General features: G+C 47.4%; 3 protein-coding genes. All 3 read right to left on the bottom strand.

The window, feature by feature from the left end:
• Nucleotides 1-8 precede the first annotated feature (8 nt).
• Nucleotides 9-716 carry a thioesterase II family protein gene (locus M1K58_RS02575; protein ID WP_256757093.1) on the bottom strand — a complete coding sequence of 236 codons (708 nt, stop codon included), beginning with the start codon at nucleotides 714-716 and terminating at the stop codon, nucleotides 9-11.
• Nucleotides 717-727: 11 nt separating this feature from the next.
• Nucleotides 728-10,780, bottom strand: coding sequence for a non-ribosomal peptide synthetase (locus M1K58_RS02570; RefSeq protein WP_256758213.1), 10,053 nt, complete (start codon nucleotides 10,778-10,780; stop codon nucleotides 728-730).
• A gap of 67 nt (nucleotides 10,781-10,847) precedes the next feature.
• On the bottom strand, nucleotides 10,848-21,098 hold the full coding sequence (locus tag M1K58_RS02565) for a non-ribosomal peptide synthetase (protein WP_256757092.1): 10,251 nt from the start codon (nucleotides 21,096-21,098) through the stop codon (nucleotides 10,848-10,850).
• Nucleotides 21,099-21,104 lie beyond the last annotated feature (6 nt).

Here is a 21,104-nt window from a genome sequence, read left to right as displayed (position 1 = left end):
CTTTGATTCTATACATGAACCGAACTTAACGCGGCTAATAAACAACGATCCAGTACTGGGATGACCTCCGTCATTTGCTCGTAGAGAAAGAAGTGCCCTCCCTCAAATTCGTGAAACTGGCATCCCCTAGCTGTCAGCGGGATCCACTCTTTGATTCGATTTTGTGTCCACTCATCCTCTCTCCCCGTCAAGATGACAAATTCGGAGTTAATCGGTTGGGGGCGTTCAGCGCATTCGTACGTTTCGATCATCCGATAATCCGCCTTCAAGATCGGCATGAATAAATTCAATAGCTCCTTATGTTCAAATAGCTCGGCGGGCGTTAATCCCAGCTTTTTGATTTCCGCTGTAAATTCATCATCTGGTAGTAGATGTAATACCTTTTCGTCTTCTTTGAGGTGTGGAGCAATCCGACCAGAGAACAATACGGTGTTAGGGTCTCTGAAGCCCATTTTCCTGATATGGTGGCACATTTCATAGATGAGCAACGTCCCCATGCTGTGACCTAGTAGCGCGTAAGGACGACCCCCCGCTTCCTTCACAAGCAGGGGGTACAAATCCTGTACAGCTTCCGTAATGCTTTCGTAGAATGGGAGACCTCCCTTCGTTCCCCGCCCTCTCAGTTCGATTGGACAAAGCTCGATTCTGGGATCAAGTCGCTTTTTCCATTTGTTGAATCCAACAGCAGAGCCTCCGGCATGAGCGAAACAAAACAATTTAATTGTCGTCAGACTCCATCACCTCTACATTCCTCTTCACGCAAGTGAGCCCAGTCTCTCCATTGGGGTAAATGAGTATAGAGTTCGGTATAAATCTTGTTCATCGTTTGAGTGAGAACATTCGTCAAATCTCTTCGCTGATCTGAAGTCAGGTTTAAAATTGCGTTGTGAGCATCCCCAATAGACGAAATAAGCATTTCAATTGGTGTAGACGATCCCTTAAACTCGTCGAATTGCATAGACAAATCATCCAGTACATCTCTTAGAAAAATAAAGTTGTATTTCCAATCGATTAGTATCGTGGATAGGAACGCCGTATTCAACTGTTCATCCGTCAAAAACTGCTCAGCGCTAACCATGTTCATCATTTCGTTAATGGCTCCTAGTCCTACAGCTCTAGAATAGACAATCCCCTCTGCTTCAATTTCTCTTTCTTGCAAGCTTAAGAAGTCATTAATCAACTCGATAAAAATAGATAGGCCCAATTGCTGATCCTTGCGAACTATTACCTCCTGCTTGCTTGTATGAAATACCCGATAGGAGTAGTCGTTGTATTGCGGGACTTCATCCTTGAATTGAACATTGCGATAACCGGAAAACGATTGCAGCAAATCATCATAAGAAACTTCACCAAAAAAGTTGTAGCTCGTGTCATACACGAGAAAACCCGACTCCGTTCGGTCAATGACTAATAAGGAATGATCGAATGGAACATTTGAAGCAGGTTTTTGTAACCTTTCTCGACATTCCGCCTCAGGCAGCATGTAATCGGGCGTGTAATTCAAGAAATAAGTAATCCCGCCTATCGCCACGATTTCGTTATTACTTAAGCTAAGCTCAACCGCAGCCATACCTTCTTCCAACGAAGGATAAGCCGTAAATTGAAAGGATATGCCCGATTTTTCTATTATTCTGGCAAGCCCCATTGTCGGAACAAATGGGAGTTTACGATATTCCTTACCGTCCACACCCTGTTCCGATCTCCCGTATTCTAAAGTAGTCAAAGCCAAACCATCGGACACAGGCAGGAAGCCCCTTGCCAGTGAAAAACCAAATTGATGTTTGATCTTCTCAAACATGACCGCAATGAGGCACGGATAATAGTAGGGGTAATCATAAGTGACCTCGAAAGATCGATTAAACCGTCTATCTTCATGAACTGCCGCGGTTACGGAATGAATCAACTTCTTGTTTTCCGTAATCCTTCGAATCGTCTGATAATCCCAGATGTCCTTAACGGAAAGGTTCAACTGGAGCGTATTCGTTCTAGCGATGACTTGGATCGAATTCAAGGAATTTCCACCCACTTCAAAGAAGTTGTCATGTACGCCGACGATGGGAATGCGAAGCACTTCCTGCCAAATCTTGACTAACAGCTCTTCGATAGCATTGGCAGGACCTTCATATTCAGAGATTAAGGTCCTGTCATGCTCTGGGGCAGGCAGCTGTTTACGGTCAATTTTCCCGTTTGGCGTGAGCGGCAATTGCTCCAAACGTACAAAATAGGACGGAATCATATACCCTGGCAGCTTAGCGGAGAGCGAGCCTCTAAGCTCGCCGATGCTCAGTTCGATATCCGCCACGTAATAGGCGCACAGATTTTTGTGCCCGTTATCGTCAACTCTTGCAACAACGACTACGTCTTGAACAGACGCGAGTTGTCGCAATTGATCCTCCACTTCACCAAGCTCGATGCGGTAACCGCGAATTTTGACCTGATGATCGTTCCGACCTACGTATTCCAGGTTTCCACTCGGCAGCCATCGCGCCAAGTCGCCTGTGCGATACATTTTTGTTCCCGGATGGAATGGATTATCCACGAACTTCTCCACCGTCAAGTCCACTCTATTCCAATAGCCTCTAGCTAGCCCATCACCAGCAATGCACAGTTCTCCGACTGCCCCGATCGGTTGCAAACGATCTCCGTCATTCACGATATAGATTTGAGTGTTAGCAATTGGCGAGCCGATCGTGATCTCATCATTGGCGACAATTTCAGCCATAGTTGACCATACCGTCGTCTCTGTCGGTCCATACATGTTATAGATCCTGGCCGAGGTAGCTTGGAGTAGATCATCCTTCAGCTTTGCCGGGAACGCTTCTCCTCCGAGTAGAATCTCAGTCAGTTGACGAACGCCAGTGGAATACGCAGCATCGCTCATCCATAGTCGCATCCTCGAAGGCGTCATCTGCACAATGTTCACTCCGTGACTTATGACCAGGTCACTGATGAGTTGCGGATCTTGCTGATCTTCAGCGCTTCCGATAATGACTTTGCCTCCATGCGTCAGGGGCACGAACGTTTCCAGCACGAAAATATCGAACGAGATCGTCGTCAGCGACAAAATCGTCTTCTCCACGGAGAAATCGATCCGATCCGCCATCCCTTGGATGAAGTTGATCACACTTCGATGCTCGAGCATGACTCCCTTCGGTTGCCCGGTGGATCCCGACGTGTAAATGACATAAGCGAGCTGATTCGAAGGCTGCGTCAACTCCAAATTCGAACTGTCTTGAAATTCATAGAGAGAATCAGCCATGTCTAACCGGATTCCCTCGAATGTAGGTACGGCAATCGACTTCTGAGTGAGTAGGTGCTTGGCTTGACTGTCCTCCAGCATGTATTGAATCCGTTCTTGCGGGTAGTCGGGATCGATCGGCAAATAAGCGCCGCCAGCCTTCAGAATACCTAATAAGCCAATCATCATCTCTAGTGAACGTTCGACCATAATACCAACGACGCTCTCATGCTGTACGCCTTGCTCGTGCAATGTTCGAGCCAATTGATTTGCTCGTTCATTCAGCTCTCGATAGGTAAGCTGCTGATCTGCGAACACGACTGCCACATCGTTAGGCGTCTTAGCTGCCTGATCCTCAAACATCGTATGGATCGTCTTCTCGTGCGGATAGTCCATTATTGTTTCGTTGAACGATAGCAGGATTTGCTCCATTTCCGGTTGTGTCATCATTGTAAGCGATCCAATCGTTCTCTCAGGTTGTTCCACGATGGAGTGAGCAAGTTGGACGAAGTGGCCGGCCATTCGACGGATCGTAGCTTCGCTGAATAGAGAGCTGCTGTATTCCAAGCTACAGATCAATTCGTCGTCTTGCTCTATGACTGTAAGCGTAAGATCGAATTTTGTGATCAACTGATCCTGAACGTAAGGTAAAAAGCTTAGCGATTCGACTTCGAGCTTCCCGTTCTCGGTATTCTGTAGCACGAACATCGCGTCGAACAGAGGATTCCGGCTGAGATCCCGCGCCACATTCACATTCGAGACCAATTCCTCGAAGGGATAGTCTTGATTCTCATAAGCGCGCAAGGCGCTTTCCTTCACATCCGCTAGATAAGCAAGGAACGCCTTATCTTTCACCGGATAGTTCCGCATCGCAAGTGTGTTAATAAACATACCGATCAGTGGCTCCAAGTCTGCGGATAACCTCCCCGCGATCGGAGTTCCCACGATAATATCCTCTTGTCCCGAGTATTGATGTAGCAACGTTGTATATGTTGCCATTAGAACCATATACAATGTGCTTCCACTATTCATCGCCAACTGTCGCAACTGTTCCGTTAGCTCAGTCGGTACAATAAACTCGATCTGCGCCCCAACGAAGCTACGCACAGAAGGTCTTGGGAAATCAGTGAATAGATCCAATACGGGTATGTCTCCTGCAAAGGCTTCAAGCCAGTATTTCTCTTGCTGTCGATAACGCTCGCTGTGCATTTGCTGCCTTTGCCAATACGAATAATCCTTGTATTGGATCCGTAAGGGCATCAACTCTTCTCCTGTATATAAACTGGAAAATTCCTGCACCAGGATGCCCATCGATGTTCCATCCGTGATGATATGATGCATATCGAACAATAACACGTGGCGCTCGACTTCGAGCTCAATCAGCTCGATTCGGAAGAGCGGTGCCTGCCCCAGATCGAACGCGCGAACAAATCCGCGGACTCTCGTCTCCAACTCTTCATCTCCAAGCCGACTGTACGACGCGACGAAATCCACTGTTTCATGAACTCGCTGCATCGGTTCCCCGTTGACCAACTCGAAGCTCGTTCGCAGTGTCTCGTGTCGATCAATTAGACGCTGGATATTTGCCTCCAATCGCTTTCGGTCTATCGCTCCTTCAACAGTCATTACAGCGGGAACATTATAGCTGGTTTCTCCCTCCTCCATCTGACTCAATATGAATAACCGTTTCTGCGCCGAAGAAACGGGATACGTGCCCCTTACTTCTACGACAGGTATCGTTAAATACGCGCTTTGTTGCATACCTTCAATCGCTTGCGCCATCTGCTCAAGCGTTGGAAATTCGAACACATTTCGCAACGGAAAGGAAATGTTCATCTCTTTGTGAAGCTTTGTTACCAAGCTTGTTGCCCGTAAAGAATGCCCTCCGATTTCGAAGAAGTTGTCGTCCTTGTTGATCTCGTTGAGGCCAAGCACGTCTTTCCATATTTGTGTGAGCTGCGACTCCAGCGCCGTTCTTGGCCCCACATCCGCAGATTCACTTCTCACCTGTCGCTCAGGCTCAGGCAATGCTTTCCGGTCGATCTTACCGTTCGAGGTTAACGGTAATCGCTCCAACGGTACGAATGCAGAAGGCACCATATAACCCGGTAGCTTACCAGACAAGTACTCTCTTAATTGCTGCGAGGTCATAGGTTCATGGCAAACGACATATGCACACAAATAAGCAACGCCGTCCGTATCCTGTTTGCTTAGAACGACCGCTTCCCTAATCTGCTCATGCTTGAACAGATGGCTCTCGATTTCGCCAAGCTCTACACGGAATCCTCGGATTTTGACCTGGTGGTCCTTCCTCCCCAGAAATTCCATTGCCCCGTTTGGGAGCATCCGCCCAAGATCCCCGGTTTTGTACATTCTTTCTCCCGGTCCCGGTAAGAACGGATTCAGCACGAAGGCATTCGCCGTCTTCTCGCTATCGTTCATATAACCCCGTGCCACTCCCACGCCGCCGATATAAAGCTCTCCGGCTACCCCGTACGGAACGGGGCTTAATTGATTATCCAAAATGTAAAACGTATTGTTGTCCATCGGATTGCCATACGGGATGCTCGTTTGCGTCCTCTCTACTCCTTGGATCGGATAATAGTTCGACCAGACCGTCGCTTCCGTCGCCCCTCCGAGTGCGATCACTTCCGCATTCGGGAAGAAGGAACGGATCGTATCTGGAAGCGGAACGGGAATCCAGTCACCGCTTAGGAAAACGAGCCTTAAGTTCATCTGCGAGAAATCAGGCTCTTCCTGCCCGATCATGTTAACCAGATGGTTCATCGTGGAAGGCACGGAATCCCAGAAGGTGATCTTCTCCTCATTCATCAAGCGAATGAGCTCGACATGGTTCTGCACCTGCTCTTTGCGTGCAATAACGACCTTGCCACCGCATGCCAATGTCCCAAATACATCATAGACCGATAGATCGAAGCACATTGAAGTCACGAACAGCAGCGTATCCTGCTCGCCCACCTCAAATCGCTTATTCACCCATTGAACCAGATTCACGGCCGAATGATGCTCGATCATGACACCTTTGGGCGTACCCGTTGAGCCTGATGTGTAGATGATATACGCGAGCTCCCGCGAATCCTTGAACAGCTCCAGATTGTCAGTTGCATAATGACCATACACACCGGCATCCAGCAATACCGTGTTCTCAATCGCGAGTCCATAATCGCGATCTGTGAGCAGTGCCGTCATTTCCGCGTTCTGGCAAATATAAGCTTTGCGGTCATCCGGATACTCGGGGTCGATCGGAACGTAAGCCGCACCAGCTTTCAATATCGCATACATCCCAACAATCATATCGAATCCGCGTTCCGCTAACAGACCTACGTGATCCCCCATCTTTACGCCGCTGCTCAGCAGCATGCGGGCTACCTGATTCGCTAGGCCGTTTAATTCCCTATAGGTCATTACCGTTTGATCTAGCTTCAGAGCAACTTGCTCCGGCGTCTTTTCTGCTTGTTCTTCTAGCAGTGCATGCAGCGTCTTCTCTTTGGCATAGACTACTTGCGTCGCATTGAAGTCGTAAAGTATCCGCTTGCGTTCCCTATCCTGCATTACCGGAAGCTCTTGCAGGGTGCCAGTCGGATGCTCGGCGAATTCACGCAATATCCGAACATAGAGCGCAAAAGCTGTTTCGATCTCCGTCTGATGAAAGTGCGTCTGCGCATATTTGATCTGAATGTATACCTGATTCATTGTGTTGGACACTTCCAGATCGAATAACGTGTTGGTCATCTCGCTGGACGTAAGCTCTAGTTGGCGATTTGATCCGCGAATGAATGCATTGTTCTCCAACCCATCCATGACATGGAAATCCGTGAAATTGAACAAGGTGTCGAACAACGGATTGCTCAAATCGCCTTTCGTATCCCCAACCTCTTGGGCGATATCCACTAAGAACAGCTCATGTGCGAACATGTCGTGCATTCGGATTTTCACTTGTTCGAGGAATTGCAGCCTCGTCATCTCGCGATTAACTTCAATTCGAAACGGCAGCGTGTTCAAGAAGCAGCCCAGCATCGCGTCCCCATCCTCAATCTGTGGACGGTCGTGGGTAACAATTCCAGTAACCAGGTCATTCTCGGTTGTGAGAATGTGCATGACATACAAATATGCGGAGAAGCAAATTTCCCTCATTGAGTACCGGTGCTGCTGCGAGAACTTGTTAACCGTTTCCCAAATATGTGAATCCACCTGTTGCCGATGAATAGCATGCCCTTCTTGCTCACTGATTCGCTTACCTGCCAGGTTGAAGGGGAGCTTGCTACGTGTGTAGCCGTCCAAATATCCCCTCCAGAAACGCCGCGTTTCATCCGACGCTTGTTTTGACATTTGAATGGCCACATAATCTTTGTAATTTGCTTTTAGCGACGGAAGCGAATGCGGCTTACCAGCGACAAGGGCGCTATAGGTTTCGATCAACTCTTTGTTAAAGGTCGCTACGCTCCAGCCGTCCAATATCGCATGATGGAACGACAGCACGACGCACGCTTCTTTGCAGCTCAGTTGAAATACTCGCAAACGCCACAACAAATCGCCGTCGAACTTGAATTTGTCCTGCAAATCCTGTGCCATGTATGCACGAATCGCCAGCTCCTGTTCGTCCTCCCGGTTCCCGTTCAAATCAACTAGCTCCACGAGCGGCAAGCGATGGCGGTGAACGATTTGGAGCGGAGTGCTGTAGCGCTCCAACTCCATGGATGTTCTCAGGATGGGATGGCGCTGCGTTAAGATGGTGATCGTGCGTTGAAACATTACCCAATCAAATCCGGGCATTTCCAATACAAAGAAAAACTGATCATGATAGATCGGTTCCTGGGGCATCATCTTCGAATAGAAAACCATACTCATCTGAATATTACTGAGTGGATAACAGTCTTCTGTATGTTCCGGTAACGGATGTTCCACTGCTTCGGCGGCGATCTGTTCCGTGATTGCAGCTACCCTTCGTAAGCCATTCTCTCGCTCATCGCTGGCCGCTGGGCGATCATCAACCAACACCGCCAATTCGGCAATTGTAGGGTACGAGTAGAAATCCGCAACCGAGATCGAGGTACGAAGCTGCTCGTTGATCTTGCTAATAATTCGGATCACCTTGATCGAGTCTCCGCCGATCGCAAAGAACGGATCATGAATACCGACTTGCATCAATCCAAGCACTTCCTGCCAAACTTCCACGAACTGTCTTTCTATCGCGTTGCGAGGCATTTGATACGCTGTTCCGGACTGTACGCTGGCTTGCGGGGCAGGTAGCGATTTGCGGTCGACTTTACCATTCGAGGTCAGCGGCATCTGTTCTAATTGCACGAAGTAAGTAGGAATCATATAGCTCGGCAGCTCGTGCGCTAGCGTTTCTCTCAGCTCACTAGCCGTTCTTGGACAATCCGCTACGAAATAAGCGCATAGCTCCTTCTGGCCTTCGTCGTCCTCCCGCGCGATGACTATCGCTTCAAGAACTGCTGCCGCTTTCAGTAGTTGGGCCTCTACCTCACCAAGCTCGATACGGTATCCACGGATTTTCACTTGGTGATCAATCCGTCCCAAATATTCGAGGTTCCCATCCGGCTGCCATCTCGCCAAATCCCCTGTTCGATACATCTTCGTTCCGGGATGGAATGGATTATCCACAAACTTCTCCAATGTTAGGTCTGCCCGGTTAAGATAGCCTCGTGCCAATCCGTCACCGGCAACAAATAACTCACCCTGCATCCCGATCGGTAGTAGCAGGCGATTCTCGTCGAGAATATACGCGTGCAAGGTCGGGATTGCTTTGCCGATGTTGCTCTTCGCTTGCTCAATTTCGACCGTCGTAATCTCCTTGTAGGTAACATGGACGGTCGTTTCGGTAATGCCGTACATATTGATCAGCTTTGTGCTCGGATATTTTGCATGCCAATCCTTCAATGCGTAAGGACTTAACGCCTCACCGCCGAAGATCACTTTTCTTAAGATCAGGTTGCGGCTGGATTGGGCATTATTCGCTTTATCTGCTTGAATCACCTGATAAAAATAGGTCGGAGTCTGATTCAGAATTGTCACTTTCTCGTCTTGGAGCAATTGTAGGAATTGCTCTGGGCTTCTCGCGGTCAAGCTTGGAACGATGACCAATTTCCCACCGTTTAATAGAGCCCCATACATTTCCCACACCGAGAAATCAAAACAAAAGGAATGAAACAATGTCCATGTGTCATCAGTGCCAAAGTCAAACAGATTGTCACTGTTGAACAACAATCGAACCACATTCTTATGCTCGATTAATGCCCCTTTTGGTTTTCCCGTTGAGCCCGATGTATAGATGACATAGGCAAGATGCTCAGGCCCCGATACCGGCTCCACATTCGAGCTATACGCATCATAAGATGAAGCCTCGTCAACATAGAGCACGTTGCCCGTGAACGAAAGCTCCTGAAGATGCTTCTGCATCAGCAGCAGCTCCACTCCGGAATCTTCCAGCATATAAGCGATTCGCTCAGGTGGATAGTCCGGATCAATCGGGACGTACGCACCGCCAGCCTTCAAGATGGCTAGGATAGCAACAATCATCTCGATCGAGCGCTCAGCCATAATTCCGACCAATTGGTCAGCCTGAACGCCTTGCAATATTAGTGTGCGTGCGAGCTGATTGGCTCTTGCGTTCAATTCTCCATAAGTCATTCGACTATCCTCATAGCTAACCGCGACTGCATCCGGTGTCTTCTCGGCTTGCTCCTCGAATAGCTTGTGGATCGTCTTCTCTTGCGGATAAGTTGCCGAAGTGCGGTTGAAACCAACCAGCAATTGCTCCTTTTCTTCCGGTTCAAGGAGCTCAATCTCTGACAGTAAGCACTCTGGGTAAACCATGATGGACTTATAGTACGTCAGTAATTGCCTCACAATCGCGTCCACGGTCTGTTCCTTGAACAATCCGGAGTCGTAATGAAGGATTAAGCTTACAGATTTCTCTTCTCTGGCGAAGTTGAACAGCATGTCGTGATCCATACTTTGGGCATATGTCTGCTCTTGAATGTTGTCGAGCATAACGATTACACGGTAATAGAAGGCTTCCATTGTATGAGTTGGTTGCGACGACATCCATTGTTGCAGCGGGAAACGGTCATGTTCATGAGTGTCCTTCAAAGTGCGTTTGATCTCCAGAATCCATTGCTTGAACGTAGCTTCGGTGTTTACCTCAACCCTTAGAGGGAGCATGTGGTTCATCTTAGGCGAATCGCTTCGGAACACAGGAGATCCTATGATGAGATCCGTTTGTTGGGTGTACTTGTTTAAAAGAAATAAGACGCCAGATAGGACAATCATATACAGACCATAATCCGAGTTATTGGTCATCGAGGACAATTTTGCAGCTAATTCGCCCGGTAACGGGAAGCTTTTGTTCACCATACTCCTTTTGCTCCGATCGGATAAAGCATTATCGACGGGAAAGGTTGAAGGCTCCATTACCCCTTGCAATTGATTTTGCCAATATTGTTTGTCTACTTCAGTCTCGGAGCTCACTTTCAATACACTTTCGACATTATTAACCATCAATGTAAGACCTCCTTCTTAATGAATACAAAACTGTCAATGCTACGAAAACAAGTCAACTCTCCTACTAAAAGTTGAAATCCACATCTTCAAGCACGATGGATTGACGATTAAATGAGGCATTTTCCAAAATCACGCTTCGTAATTGTATCGATGGATCAGATACGACAGTCTGTAGAACGTAAACAAAGTCGGAAAGTAATCTTTCGGATGTCTTCTTACGGAAAAGCTTGACTGCATATTCCAACGTCATCTCCAAACCGTCTTCCCGTTCGTATACTTCCAACGTGAAGTCAAATTTGGTTGTCTCAGATACATAGGGAAGCGGTGAAGCGCTAAGCTGATCGGTCTTTAGTTCCATTGTTTCGTAATTTTGCATCACAAACGAAGTATCGAATAAAGGATTTCGAGTGATATCGCGTGGAAGATTCAATGTCTTGATCAGCTCTTCAAGTGGGTATTCTTGATGTTCAAAAGCCGACAGCATCATTTTCTTCACATCCTGCAAATACCCGTCGAAGCTAAGCGTATTTATTGGCTTACACCGTAGAGCCAGCATTTGGACGAACATACCAATCAAGGGCTGCAAATCGCTATCCGTCCTTCCCGCAGAAGGGGTTCCAATGATCATGTCCTCTTGTCCGGTGTATTTGGAGAGCAGAACAGAATAAGAAGCGAATAAAACCATATATAAAGTTGTACCGTTATCGGCAGCGATCGCTTTCAATTTCTCCGTCAGATCCGTGCCGATAGATTGATGGACTCTGTTGCCTTCAAAGCTTTGAACGGTCGGACGCGGATAGTCTGTCGGCATTCTCAGATCGGGGAGTGTGCCGCTGAACACATCCAACCAATAAGTCGCATGCTGCGTAAACACATCGCTCTCCAACTGTTGTTGCTGCCATACTGCGTAATCTTTATATTGAATGCGGAGCTCAGGAAGCTCCTTCCCATCATATAGCTGCACGAAATCCCGCATCAGAATGGCTAAGGAAACCCCGTCCGAAATGATATGATGCATATCGAAAAACAACACATGACGTTGTCTATCGACTGAGTCTGAAACACTCTGAGCTTCGAACGGTCTATTCATCAGCTTGATCAGAACAACCCGCATAAGCGGAGGTCTACTTAAATCGAATGACGCAACAAGTGATTTCTGTATGACCTCGAAGTTATCCTCGTAATCCTCCCGATACTCAATTTCAAACGCCACTTCAGGATGTATGAATTGAACGAATTGACCATTCTCAACCGCAAAAGAAGTACGCAGCGACTCATGCCTGCGTATTAATTCCTTAAATGCCTTCTCCGCCCTAACCCGATCGATTGTTCCTTCCAGCCTATAGGCACCTGGAAGGTTATAAGCGGTTGCTCCGCCTTCCAGCTGATGGAGGACAAACATCTTCAATTGTCCGGAAGACAATGGATAATGAAGCCTGAGCATGGCCACTGGAATGCTGGAATATACAGCCGGGGAGGCCTGCTCAATCACGAGAGCGAGCTCCTTAATCGTAGGCGATTGGAATATGTCCGTTAATGACAGCTCAACTTGAAACGCTTGATGGATTCGGGTCCGCACAGCGATCGCATTTAAGGAATGTCCACCCATTTCAAAGAAGTGGTCTTGCACGCCGATCGTCTCGACACCGAGAACTTCCGACCACATTTTCGCTAATTCAGCTTCCAAGATCGTGCTAGGAGAATCGTAAGCATGATCTTGGGAGAGTACTGGCTCCGGCAGAGATTTAAGATTGATTTTCCCGTTAGCATTTAACGGCATGCTGTCCAGCTGCATAAAGCGAGAAGGAATCATGTACCCAGGCAATTCTTTAGCTAATGCCCCTCGCAGTTCAGCGGTAGATAACAACTTCGTGGCAACGAAATACGCACCAAGATACTGTTGCCCCGATCCATCCGTCAACGCTACCACGATTGCTTCTACGATAGATGTTACTTTCCGTATGTGGGATTCCACTTCGCCAAGCTCGATACGATAGCCACGAATTTTAACCTGATGGTCGATTCGTCCCAAATATTCGATATTTCCGTCTGGTAGCCAGCGGACCAAATCACCGGTTCTGTACATCCGATCCCCAGGGACATTAGGATTGACAACGAACTTCTCCGCCATGAGCTCCGGCCGATTGAGATAGCCCCGCGCCAATCCCTCACCCGATATGCACAACTCCCCATGCACACCGATAGGTTGAAGTTGAAGACTGCTGTTCACGATCCAAGCCTGCACATTCCCGAGTGGTTTCCCGATTGGAACGTTCGACAATTCCGTCGTACCTAAGCTCGTTGGATATTGCGTTGCATAAATCGTCACTTCGGTCGGTCCATAAATATTTTCCAGCTTGGCTGGCAGATCTAACTGGTGATACTGTTTGACTAACTTTTGGGATAACGCTTCGCCAGCAACGAATATATATTTCAGCTTCCGGGCGCTTGCCAACTGTGACACCGTGACGGAATTCAACAAGGCATGAAACATCGAGGGTACAAAGTTGACATGGGTAATGTGCTGTTGCTCGATCGTCTGTAGCAGCAGAGAGGGATCTTTCTCCTGTCCTGGCGGCAAAATGACCAATGTTCCATTTCCAACAAACCAACCGAATAGTTCGGCAACAGAGACGTCAAACGCATATGTCGTTTTCAGTAAATAATGGTCCCCCGCTACCATTGGATACTTCCGCTCCAACTGACTGAGGATGTGAACGACGGAACGATGCTCAATCATGACCCCTTTGGGCTTGCCCGTAGAACCCGATGTGTAAATGACATAGGCCAAATGAGACGATGTTGCAATTGGCTCGATAGGGAATCCGTTCTGGTTGTAGGCTAGCGGATCATCTAAATCAATTAACTTTCCGTCAAAACCTGCAACAGGTAGTCTTTCATGCAAATGACCTTGTAGTAACAGCAGCTTCGCCCCGGAATCCTCCAAAATATAGCTCATTCGTTCCGGTGGATATTCCGGATCTATAGGAACGTAAGCCCCTCCCGCTTTTAGGATCGCGATAATGCCGATTAGCATTTCAAACGAACGCTCAACCATAATCCCAACCAATTGATCCGGCTGAACACCTTCGTCCCTTAACGTTCGCGCTAACTGATTCGCTCTTTCATTCAGTTCCTGGTAAGTGAGGCACTGATTCTCATAAACGACAGCCTTCTGCGCTGGGGTGAGATGAACCCGTTCCTCGAACAGCTGATGAACCGTCTTATGTGCCGCATATTCGGCGAAGGTCGCATTAAACCCGAATAAAATTTGCGACTTTTCAACTTTGTCTAGCATATCGATTTGAGCCAGCTCGATGTCTGGTGTAGCAGTGACAGCATTCAGAATTTGAATGAAATGTCGCGATAGAAGCTCGATCGTCTTTGGCATAAACAAATCCGTTGCATATTCCAAATGAACACGCATTCCTTCACCAATCTCCGCCATTTCCAAAGTCAAATCAAAACGGCTCTGTCCGGAATCGTAGGCGTAGGGTTGAAACCGCAATCCCTCCGTTTGCTGGTCCGTCCAGTCCATGTTCTGATATACAAACATAGTGTCGAACAACGGATTTCGGCTGAGGTCACGCGGAACATTCAGCTTCTCCACCAACGTCTCGAACGGATAATCCTGATGCTCAAAAGCCTTCAACGTGCTTTCCTTCACTTCTGCGACAAACTGCCTGAACGTACGACCACCCGCAGGTCTATTCCGAAGCGCAAGAGTTTGTACGAACATGCCGACCATCGTCTGTAGATCTGCATGAGGTCTTCCAGCAACAGGCGAACCAACCACAATATCCTCCTGTCCGGAGGTTTTGGCTAACAGAATATTGAACACGGCTAAATACACCATATAAGGTGTAGCTCCTGCAGCGAACGCAAGCTTCTTGACCGCTTCCTGCAGTTCAGCAGCTAGCTCGAATCTGAAACGTCGACCATCGAGGCTCCGTATAGCGGAACGCGGAGCATCAACTGGTAAATTCAATACGGGAATATCATCCGCAAAGACGTTTAACCAATAGGCTTCCAGATGCTGCATGGATGGCCCGGAGAAGAAGTTTTCCTGCCATACGGCATAGTCGCGATATTGAATGCGAAGCTCAGGCAAATGTATACCTTGATAAAGATCTATGAAGTCCTTCATTAAGATGCTGATGGACACCCCATCTGCAGCAATATGATGCATATCGAACAACAACACATGCTTGTTCTCAGCAGCTTTGATTAACCCCGCACGAAACAGAGGCGCTTTCGTCAAGTCGAACGGTCGAATAAATTGGGCGATTAAGTCATTTAAGCTTTCCTGGCCTAACTCATAATAATCAATATGGACAATTGTTGAGTAATCGACGTATCCTAAAAATTTACCTTGCTCCCATTTGAAAGCTGTCGTCAGAACGTGATGTCTACGCACCAGTTGCTCGCAGACTTGCTGGAAGCGATCCACATCTAACTGTCCGTCTACCGTAAACAAACTCGGCTGATTGTAGGCCAAATTCGGTGCATCTAATTGCTGAAGCACAAGCAATCTCTTCTGCGCTGATGTGACTAAGTATGAGACTGAGTCAAGATCTGACTCTATAGGATCATAATGTGATTGTTCCGTTCGAACAATCAGACTTGATAGCTGGCGAATCGTAGGTACGGCGAACAGGTCACGCAGGGATATCTCCACATTGAAATGCTGGTGTATGCGGGAGGCTAGCGATACCGCTTGTAGTGAATTGCCCCCAATATCGAAGAAATGATCCTGAATACCGATTGGTTCTATATCAAGAATCTCTTCCCATATGCTGATCAGTTCCATTTCTGTTACATTTCTTGGTTCGTCGTCTTCCCCTCTGATTCGATGCATTTGATCTAGCCTACGTATCGTTAGCTTCAATAATTGATCTGCCCTATGGTACTGCAAGGGGAGAAGCTGGTTGTGGTGGGTTAACTCGCTGTGATCATAGCCAAACACTTCCCAATGCAAAAGCTGCTCCTGTTGCTCCTCTGGAGCATCCAATGTTATCTGATTGGCGGGTTGTGAGAAGCTGGCAGCAACCTGACGCTCAGGAAGACTTAACTCCGAATTGTCTTCCCAGATTGTAATGAATTCAGCCTCATCTGGAATTTGATCCAATGACAGACTGTAATAAACTTGGTCTGATTCGCCCTCCTTGTCGCTGTGCTCCCAACCTGTTTGTTCAAGGAAGAGCCTGAAGGGATCATTTTTAGCAGTAGCGACAAATGGGGCTTCAATGGTGTGTGCATGAATAGAGATGGCGACGCGCTTCAATTCACTTAATATTGCATGCTCCACTCGTCTCCCCAACACCCGACAGCTTAGCAGGAAAGTATCCAATACGAATGCATCTCGTTTCAACAAACCAAACACAACGCCTACGAATCCGTAATCTCCAAACCGGTCAGCTACCTCGATTCCCCAGCACATCATTGAAGGATCCGCGATCAGTCTTCGAACTTCATCATCTGTTCTACAAATTGTACTGAGATTGAATTGATTCGTTCGCTGCGTCAATTGCGCCGTGCGATCTATCTGTTCCTCGGTCAAAGGGCGCATCTTCATCTTAAGATTCAAGCTACTAAGAAATTGTTCAATCGATGCAGTCGATTGATCCTGTATACTGCGTCTTTGAGACTCGGCAGCATAATACGATGACCGCCTACGATCTTCCTCGGTAACAACAAATTTATCAAACGCCCATACGTGCTTTAGATAATACGGAATATGCCAGATCAGCTCTGGTATTTGTAGCGTAAGTACTGAAGGACAGCGCGCCATCATCTCTCCGCATTCCTTGGCATTGTCATCCACGAATACAAAGCTATCGAGCGCTAGGTTCAGCTCATCTGATAACTGGCGGATATTGTCGGCCTTAGCTTCCCAATTCATCTTAACGCCTACGAAATGCTCCCTCTTGAGTAGCATGTTCGGATTGTTCTCGAATACTTCCCATACGTCGTCTTCATTGTTTTTACTACATATCGCCAGCAGCATACCCTCGTTGTATCGGTCTAACATAAACTGTTGTAATGCCAAGAAAGGTTCATCAATCGTGATACCTAACGGACCATCCTCCCCACAAACTCCCCTCCACAAGGTGTTGTCGCAATCTAGGACGATCACCTTGAAGGGCTTTGCGCTGCGGCTCACGATTTTACGAGCAATGGCTGTACCTATCGCAGCGTAGAACTCATCGCTGAAAGGCAAATGTCCCTCATGATCCTTGATCGGATCAAACATTTCCGAGACTTGATAAAGTGCAGCTAGTGACTCGCCTAAGTCAAGAACATGCACGTTGTTGAGTTCAGTAAGGTCTCTATGCCAGCGCTCATTCAAGCTTTCCAAATAAGTGATCAATTCACTTGAATACAACTTGTGAGTAGAAACTAGAAAAGTCCCGATAAAATAAGTTCCACGCTGACTGCGATTATGCAGAGCCGTCATCAGTTCGCTATAAATGCGTTCAAGCTTGTTTGATATACCCTCAATATCCTCAATAGAGGTAACATCGTCTCGAATCCAATCTTCAAACCGGATCAAGAGCAGGTTAATTCCGTCATTAGTTGAAATTAAGCTCGAACCTTCCAGCAATTGCTGAAAAATTTGATGATACGCTGCGAATTCAATCGTCACTTCTTGAAGAAATTGCTGGCACCACCATTTCACGGGAGCTGCAATCGGTTCAGCTGTGAACGTTGCGCTTACCGCGATTTGAAGAGGTGAATTCACTTGTGTACCAAGCTTAGCTTGGCTTTCAGGTGCTTTAGAGGAAGCGGTTCCCGACAGCAGCATATCTGGGTTCGTCGCCACGATTTCCGCCAAACCTATGAATCGCTTCAGCCACTGCAGCATCGTGCTTTCCATGTACAAGGACGTATCATATTGCAGAACAAGCGTTAAGCTCTCCGCAAGGCCATTCCATACATCCAGCTTGAAATCCAGAGGTGAAGCCGGATTCAGTAAGGGATATTCCTCGAATTGCAAACCAACCTCATCCATGCTCAACTGATCCGTTGGATTCATGCTGAATTCATTATGGTAAACAAACATCGTATCGTATAGCGGATTGCGCGACCGCTCGGTCTTCACCTGTAAATCGCTAATCATCTGCTCGAAAGGATAGTCATATCCGTAGGCATCCACTACCGTACGATGAACTTCGGTAGCGAACTCGGCGAAGGAACGCTCCTTCGGTACCACGATGCGTACAGGTAAGAAGTTAATGAACATTCCGATTATATTTTCTAAACGCGGGTTATTTCTTCCCGTGACGAGCGTACCGACAATCAGATCGGTCTGACCGGACAGATCGTGTAGCATTAAGGTATACACCGAGAACAACAACGAATTCAAGGTCATGCCGCGTTCTTGGGCAAGGCGCTCAAGCTTCGATTTCAATTCAGCGGGAATCGATGCGTTCACCGAGTTTCCGTTAAAAGTCTTGTACGCACCTCTAGCGAAATCGGTCGGTACATTCAACAGAGGAATTGTGCCGGACAGCTGGTTCAGCCAGTATTGCTTCTGCTGCTGAAATCCGTCTTGAGCGAGCATGTCATGCTGCCAAATGGAATAATCCGTATATTGCAGCGGCAGCTCCAACAACGTCACACCTTTATAAACCTCGCAGAATTCTTTGATCAGAATACTTGTCGACACGCCGTCAGAAATAATATGATGCAGATCGATCATGATCACATGCTGGCTCTTAGAAATACCCACAAGACCAACGCGTAGTAAGGGAGACTTCGCTAAATCAAACGGGCAAATAAATTCACGAATGACGCGATCAAGTCGGTCCTCTGAACAACGATAATGCTGCACTTGAAAATCCACTATGCGAGCAACTCGAAGAACCGCTTCTCCATTCACAAACTCGAATGAAGATCTCAACGATTCATGTCGATCGACCAGTTGCCGAAAGCAAGCTTCGAAGTGCTTCACATCTAACTCGCCGTGTACCTTAATGCAGAACGGCGTATTGTTGCCAGTACCGGAAGCCGCGAATTGTTCTTGTATAAACACACGGTATTGCGAGGATGTTAGTGGATATTGCTCTCTAGCAACCCTTTTAGATATAGCTGGGATTCCAACAGTGGATTGCTGATCTTCGATCGGCAAATGATCTACGTAAGCAGCCAACTCACTGATGGTAGGATGCTTAAGCAAATCTGCCACTTCCAATCGGATAGTCAGCTGCAAGCTTATTTTGTTGACGATTCTCATCGCTAGAATCGAGTCTCCACCCAATTCATAGTAATTGTCCGTCAATCTCACTTGACTTAGTCCAAGGACTTCTCCCCAGGCTTGAGCGATCACGGTTTCATTGTAGGAATAGCTGCCGTTCGAATTCCCTGTCCATTCGACTTCGCTGACCCTCGAAGAACTCCACTTCGTAGCAAATCCAGAACCCGATTGGAGCTGCTCCTCCGAATTAGGAACATCTAGCCAGCACCGGCTTTTTTCGAATGGATAAGTGGGCAGGGGAATTCGATAACGCCGCTGACCAACGTAAAGTCTACTCCATTCGATATCCGTTCCTTCCGTATACCGTTGTGCGAGTTCATGCCTGTGATCCGATAGATCATCCGCGACTAGTCGGTCCGCATTTATGGAGCTACCCCCTTCTACTGCGGATAATACTAATTTAGTAAAACCATAATAGATGCCTTGGGATCGATTATCGGTAAAACTGCTGTCTCTTAAGAAAACGAGCTGTTCTGACAGTTCACTCGCATCCTGGAATACGAAGGCCATACGATATTCGTAATGTCCTCTTCCCGTATTTGCCGTATAGCATAGGTCAGCCAGCTGAGCTTGCTCCAAGCTAAACTCACTGTATTGTTGAACCAACCGTTTAAGCGCATTTTCGCTTCTCGCAGATAAGGTTAAGAGGTAATTGTTGTTGGAATGAATCTCGCCTGCTTCCCCGCTTTCTTCACTCTCAGAAGCTTCCTCCAGAATGACGTGGCAATTCGTTCCACTCATCCCGAAAGCACTAACTCCACATCTGCGAGGAAAGTGATCCGTCTTCCATTCCGTCAGCTTATCGTTGACGAATAGAGGAGATTCAACAAATTCTATGGCTCGATTTGGCTTTGTGAAATGTGCAAGTGGAGGAATTTGCTTATTCCGCATAGCTAGGACGGATTTCAACATCCCCGCCATGCCAGCGGCATGGTCCAGATGCCCAATGTTCGCTTTAATGGATCCGATAGCTACGAATTGCTTGCGATCCGTAAATCTGCGGAAAGCACGATCGAGTCCATCTATTTCAATCGGATCACCTAGCTTCGTCCCCGTTCCATGAGCTTCGATATAAGAGATCGATTCAGGATCAATGCCCGCATCCTGCCAAGCGCGAACGATTACTTCCTCCTGGGCTTTCACGTTAGGTGCAGTCATTCCAACAGAGTTTCCATCCTGATTAGTCGCGCTACCCTTGATGACCCCATAGATGAAATTACCGTCTTGAAGCGCTTTATGGAGAGGCTTTAATAGGAACGCGATGACACCTTCACCCGCCCCCGTACCATTGGAGCTATCGTCAAACGTATGAGCTCGCCAATCGGAAGCCTCGATGCCGATTTTCACTTCATTTTTTAAAGGCATTAGGTTTATTTTGACGCTGCCTGCAATTGCCATTTCGCATTCTTGATTGCGGATGGCCTGACAAGCCAGATGCACCGCAACCAGAGAAGAGGAGCATGCCGTATCGATGCACATACTTGGCCCCTTCAAATCGAGCAAATACGAAAGTCTACCTGCGATAACTGAGGTTAAATTTCCTGGTACCGCTAGCGATAACGATTCCGGGTCCGTTTCGGCTATCATTCTTTTATAATCATAGAGCGTATCCGTGTTAAACCCGACGTACACTCCAGTCTGGCTACCTGCCATTTGAGTTTTGCTATATCCGGCATCCTCGATGGCTTTCCAAGCCGTTTCGAGAAACATCCGTTGATTAGGATTCATCAAGCTCGCTTCTTTCGGTGATAGACGGAAAAAAGCATGATCGAAACAATCGATATCATCTAAATAAGCACCGTCAAAGTAAGCAGGCTGCTCCCCTTCCTTGGTTCTGCTTCGGGCATAGACATCCGTGTCCTTACGCCTCGACTCTGGAAATTCCGAAATGAAATCCACTCCGTTGCTTATAAACTTCCAGAATTGATCAAGGCTCTCGACCAGTGGTAGCTTTGCCGAAATCCCGATAATAGCGACTTCCTGCGAGGAAAGCTCTTCAATATCATCGCCATCACCTGCGTCCGCATCGTTAAATTCGATCAAGTTAAAATCCAACATAGATTC

Source organism: Cohnella sp. WQ 127256 (genome assembly GCF_024519285.1).
Taxonomy (GTDB): Bacteria; Bacillota; Bacilli; order Paenibacillales; family Paenibacillaceae; genus Cohnella.
The sequence above is the reverse complement of the archived record's forward strand: the minus strand, read 5'-3'. Positions and strand labels throughout refer to the sequence as shown.

Bases quoted from the DNA above. Each gene is read 5' to 3' on its own strand.
- M1K58_RS02570 (WP_256758213.1), bottom strand. From the start codon at position 10,780: ATGGTTAATAATGTCGAAAGTGTATTGAAAGTGAGCTCCGAGACTGAA.
- M1K58_RS02565 (WP_256757092.1), bottom strand. From the start codon at position 21,098: ATGTTGGATTTTAACTTGATCGAATTTAACGATGCGGACGCAGGTGAT.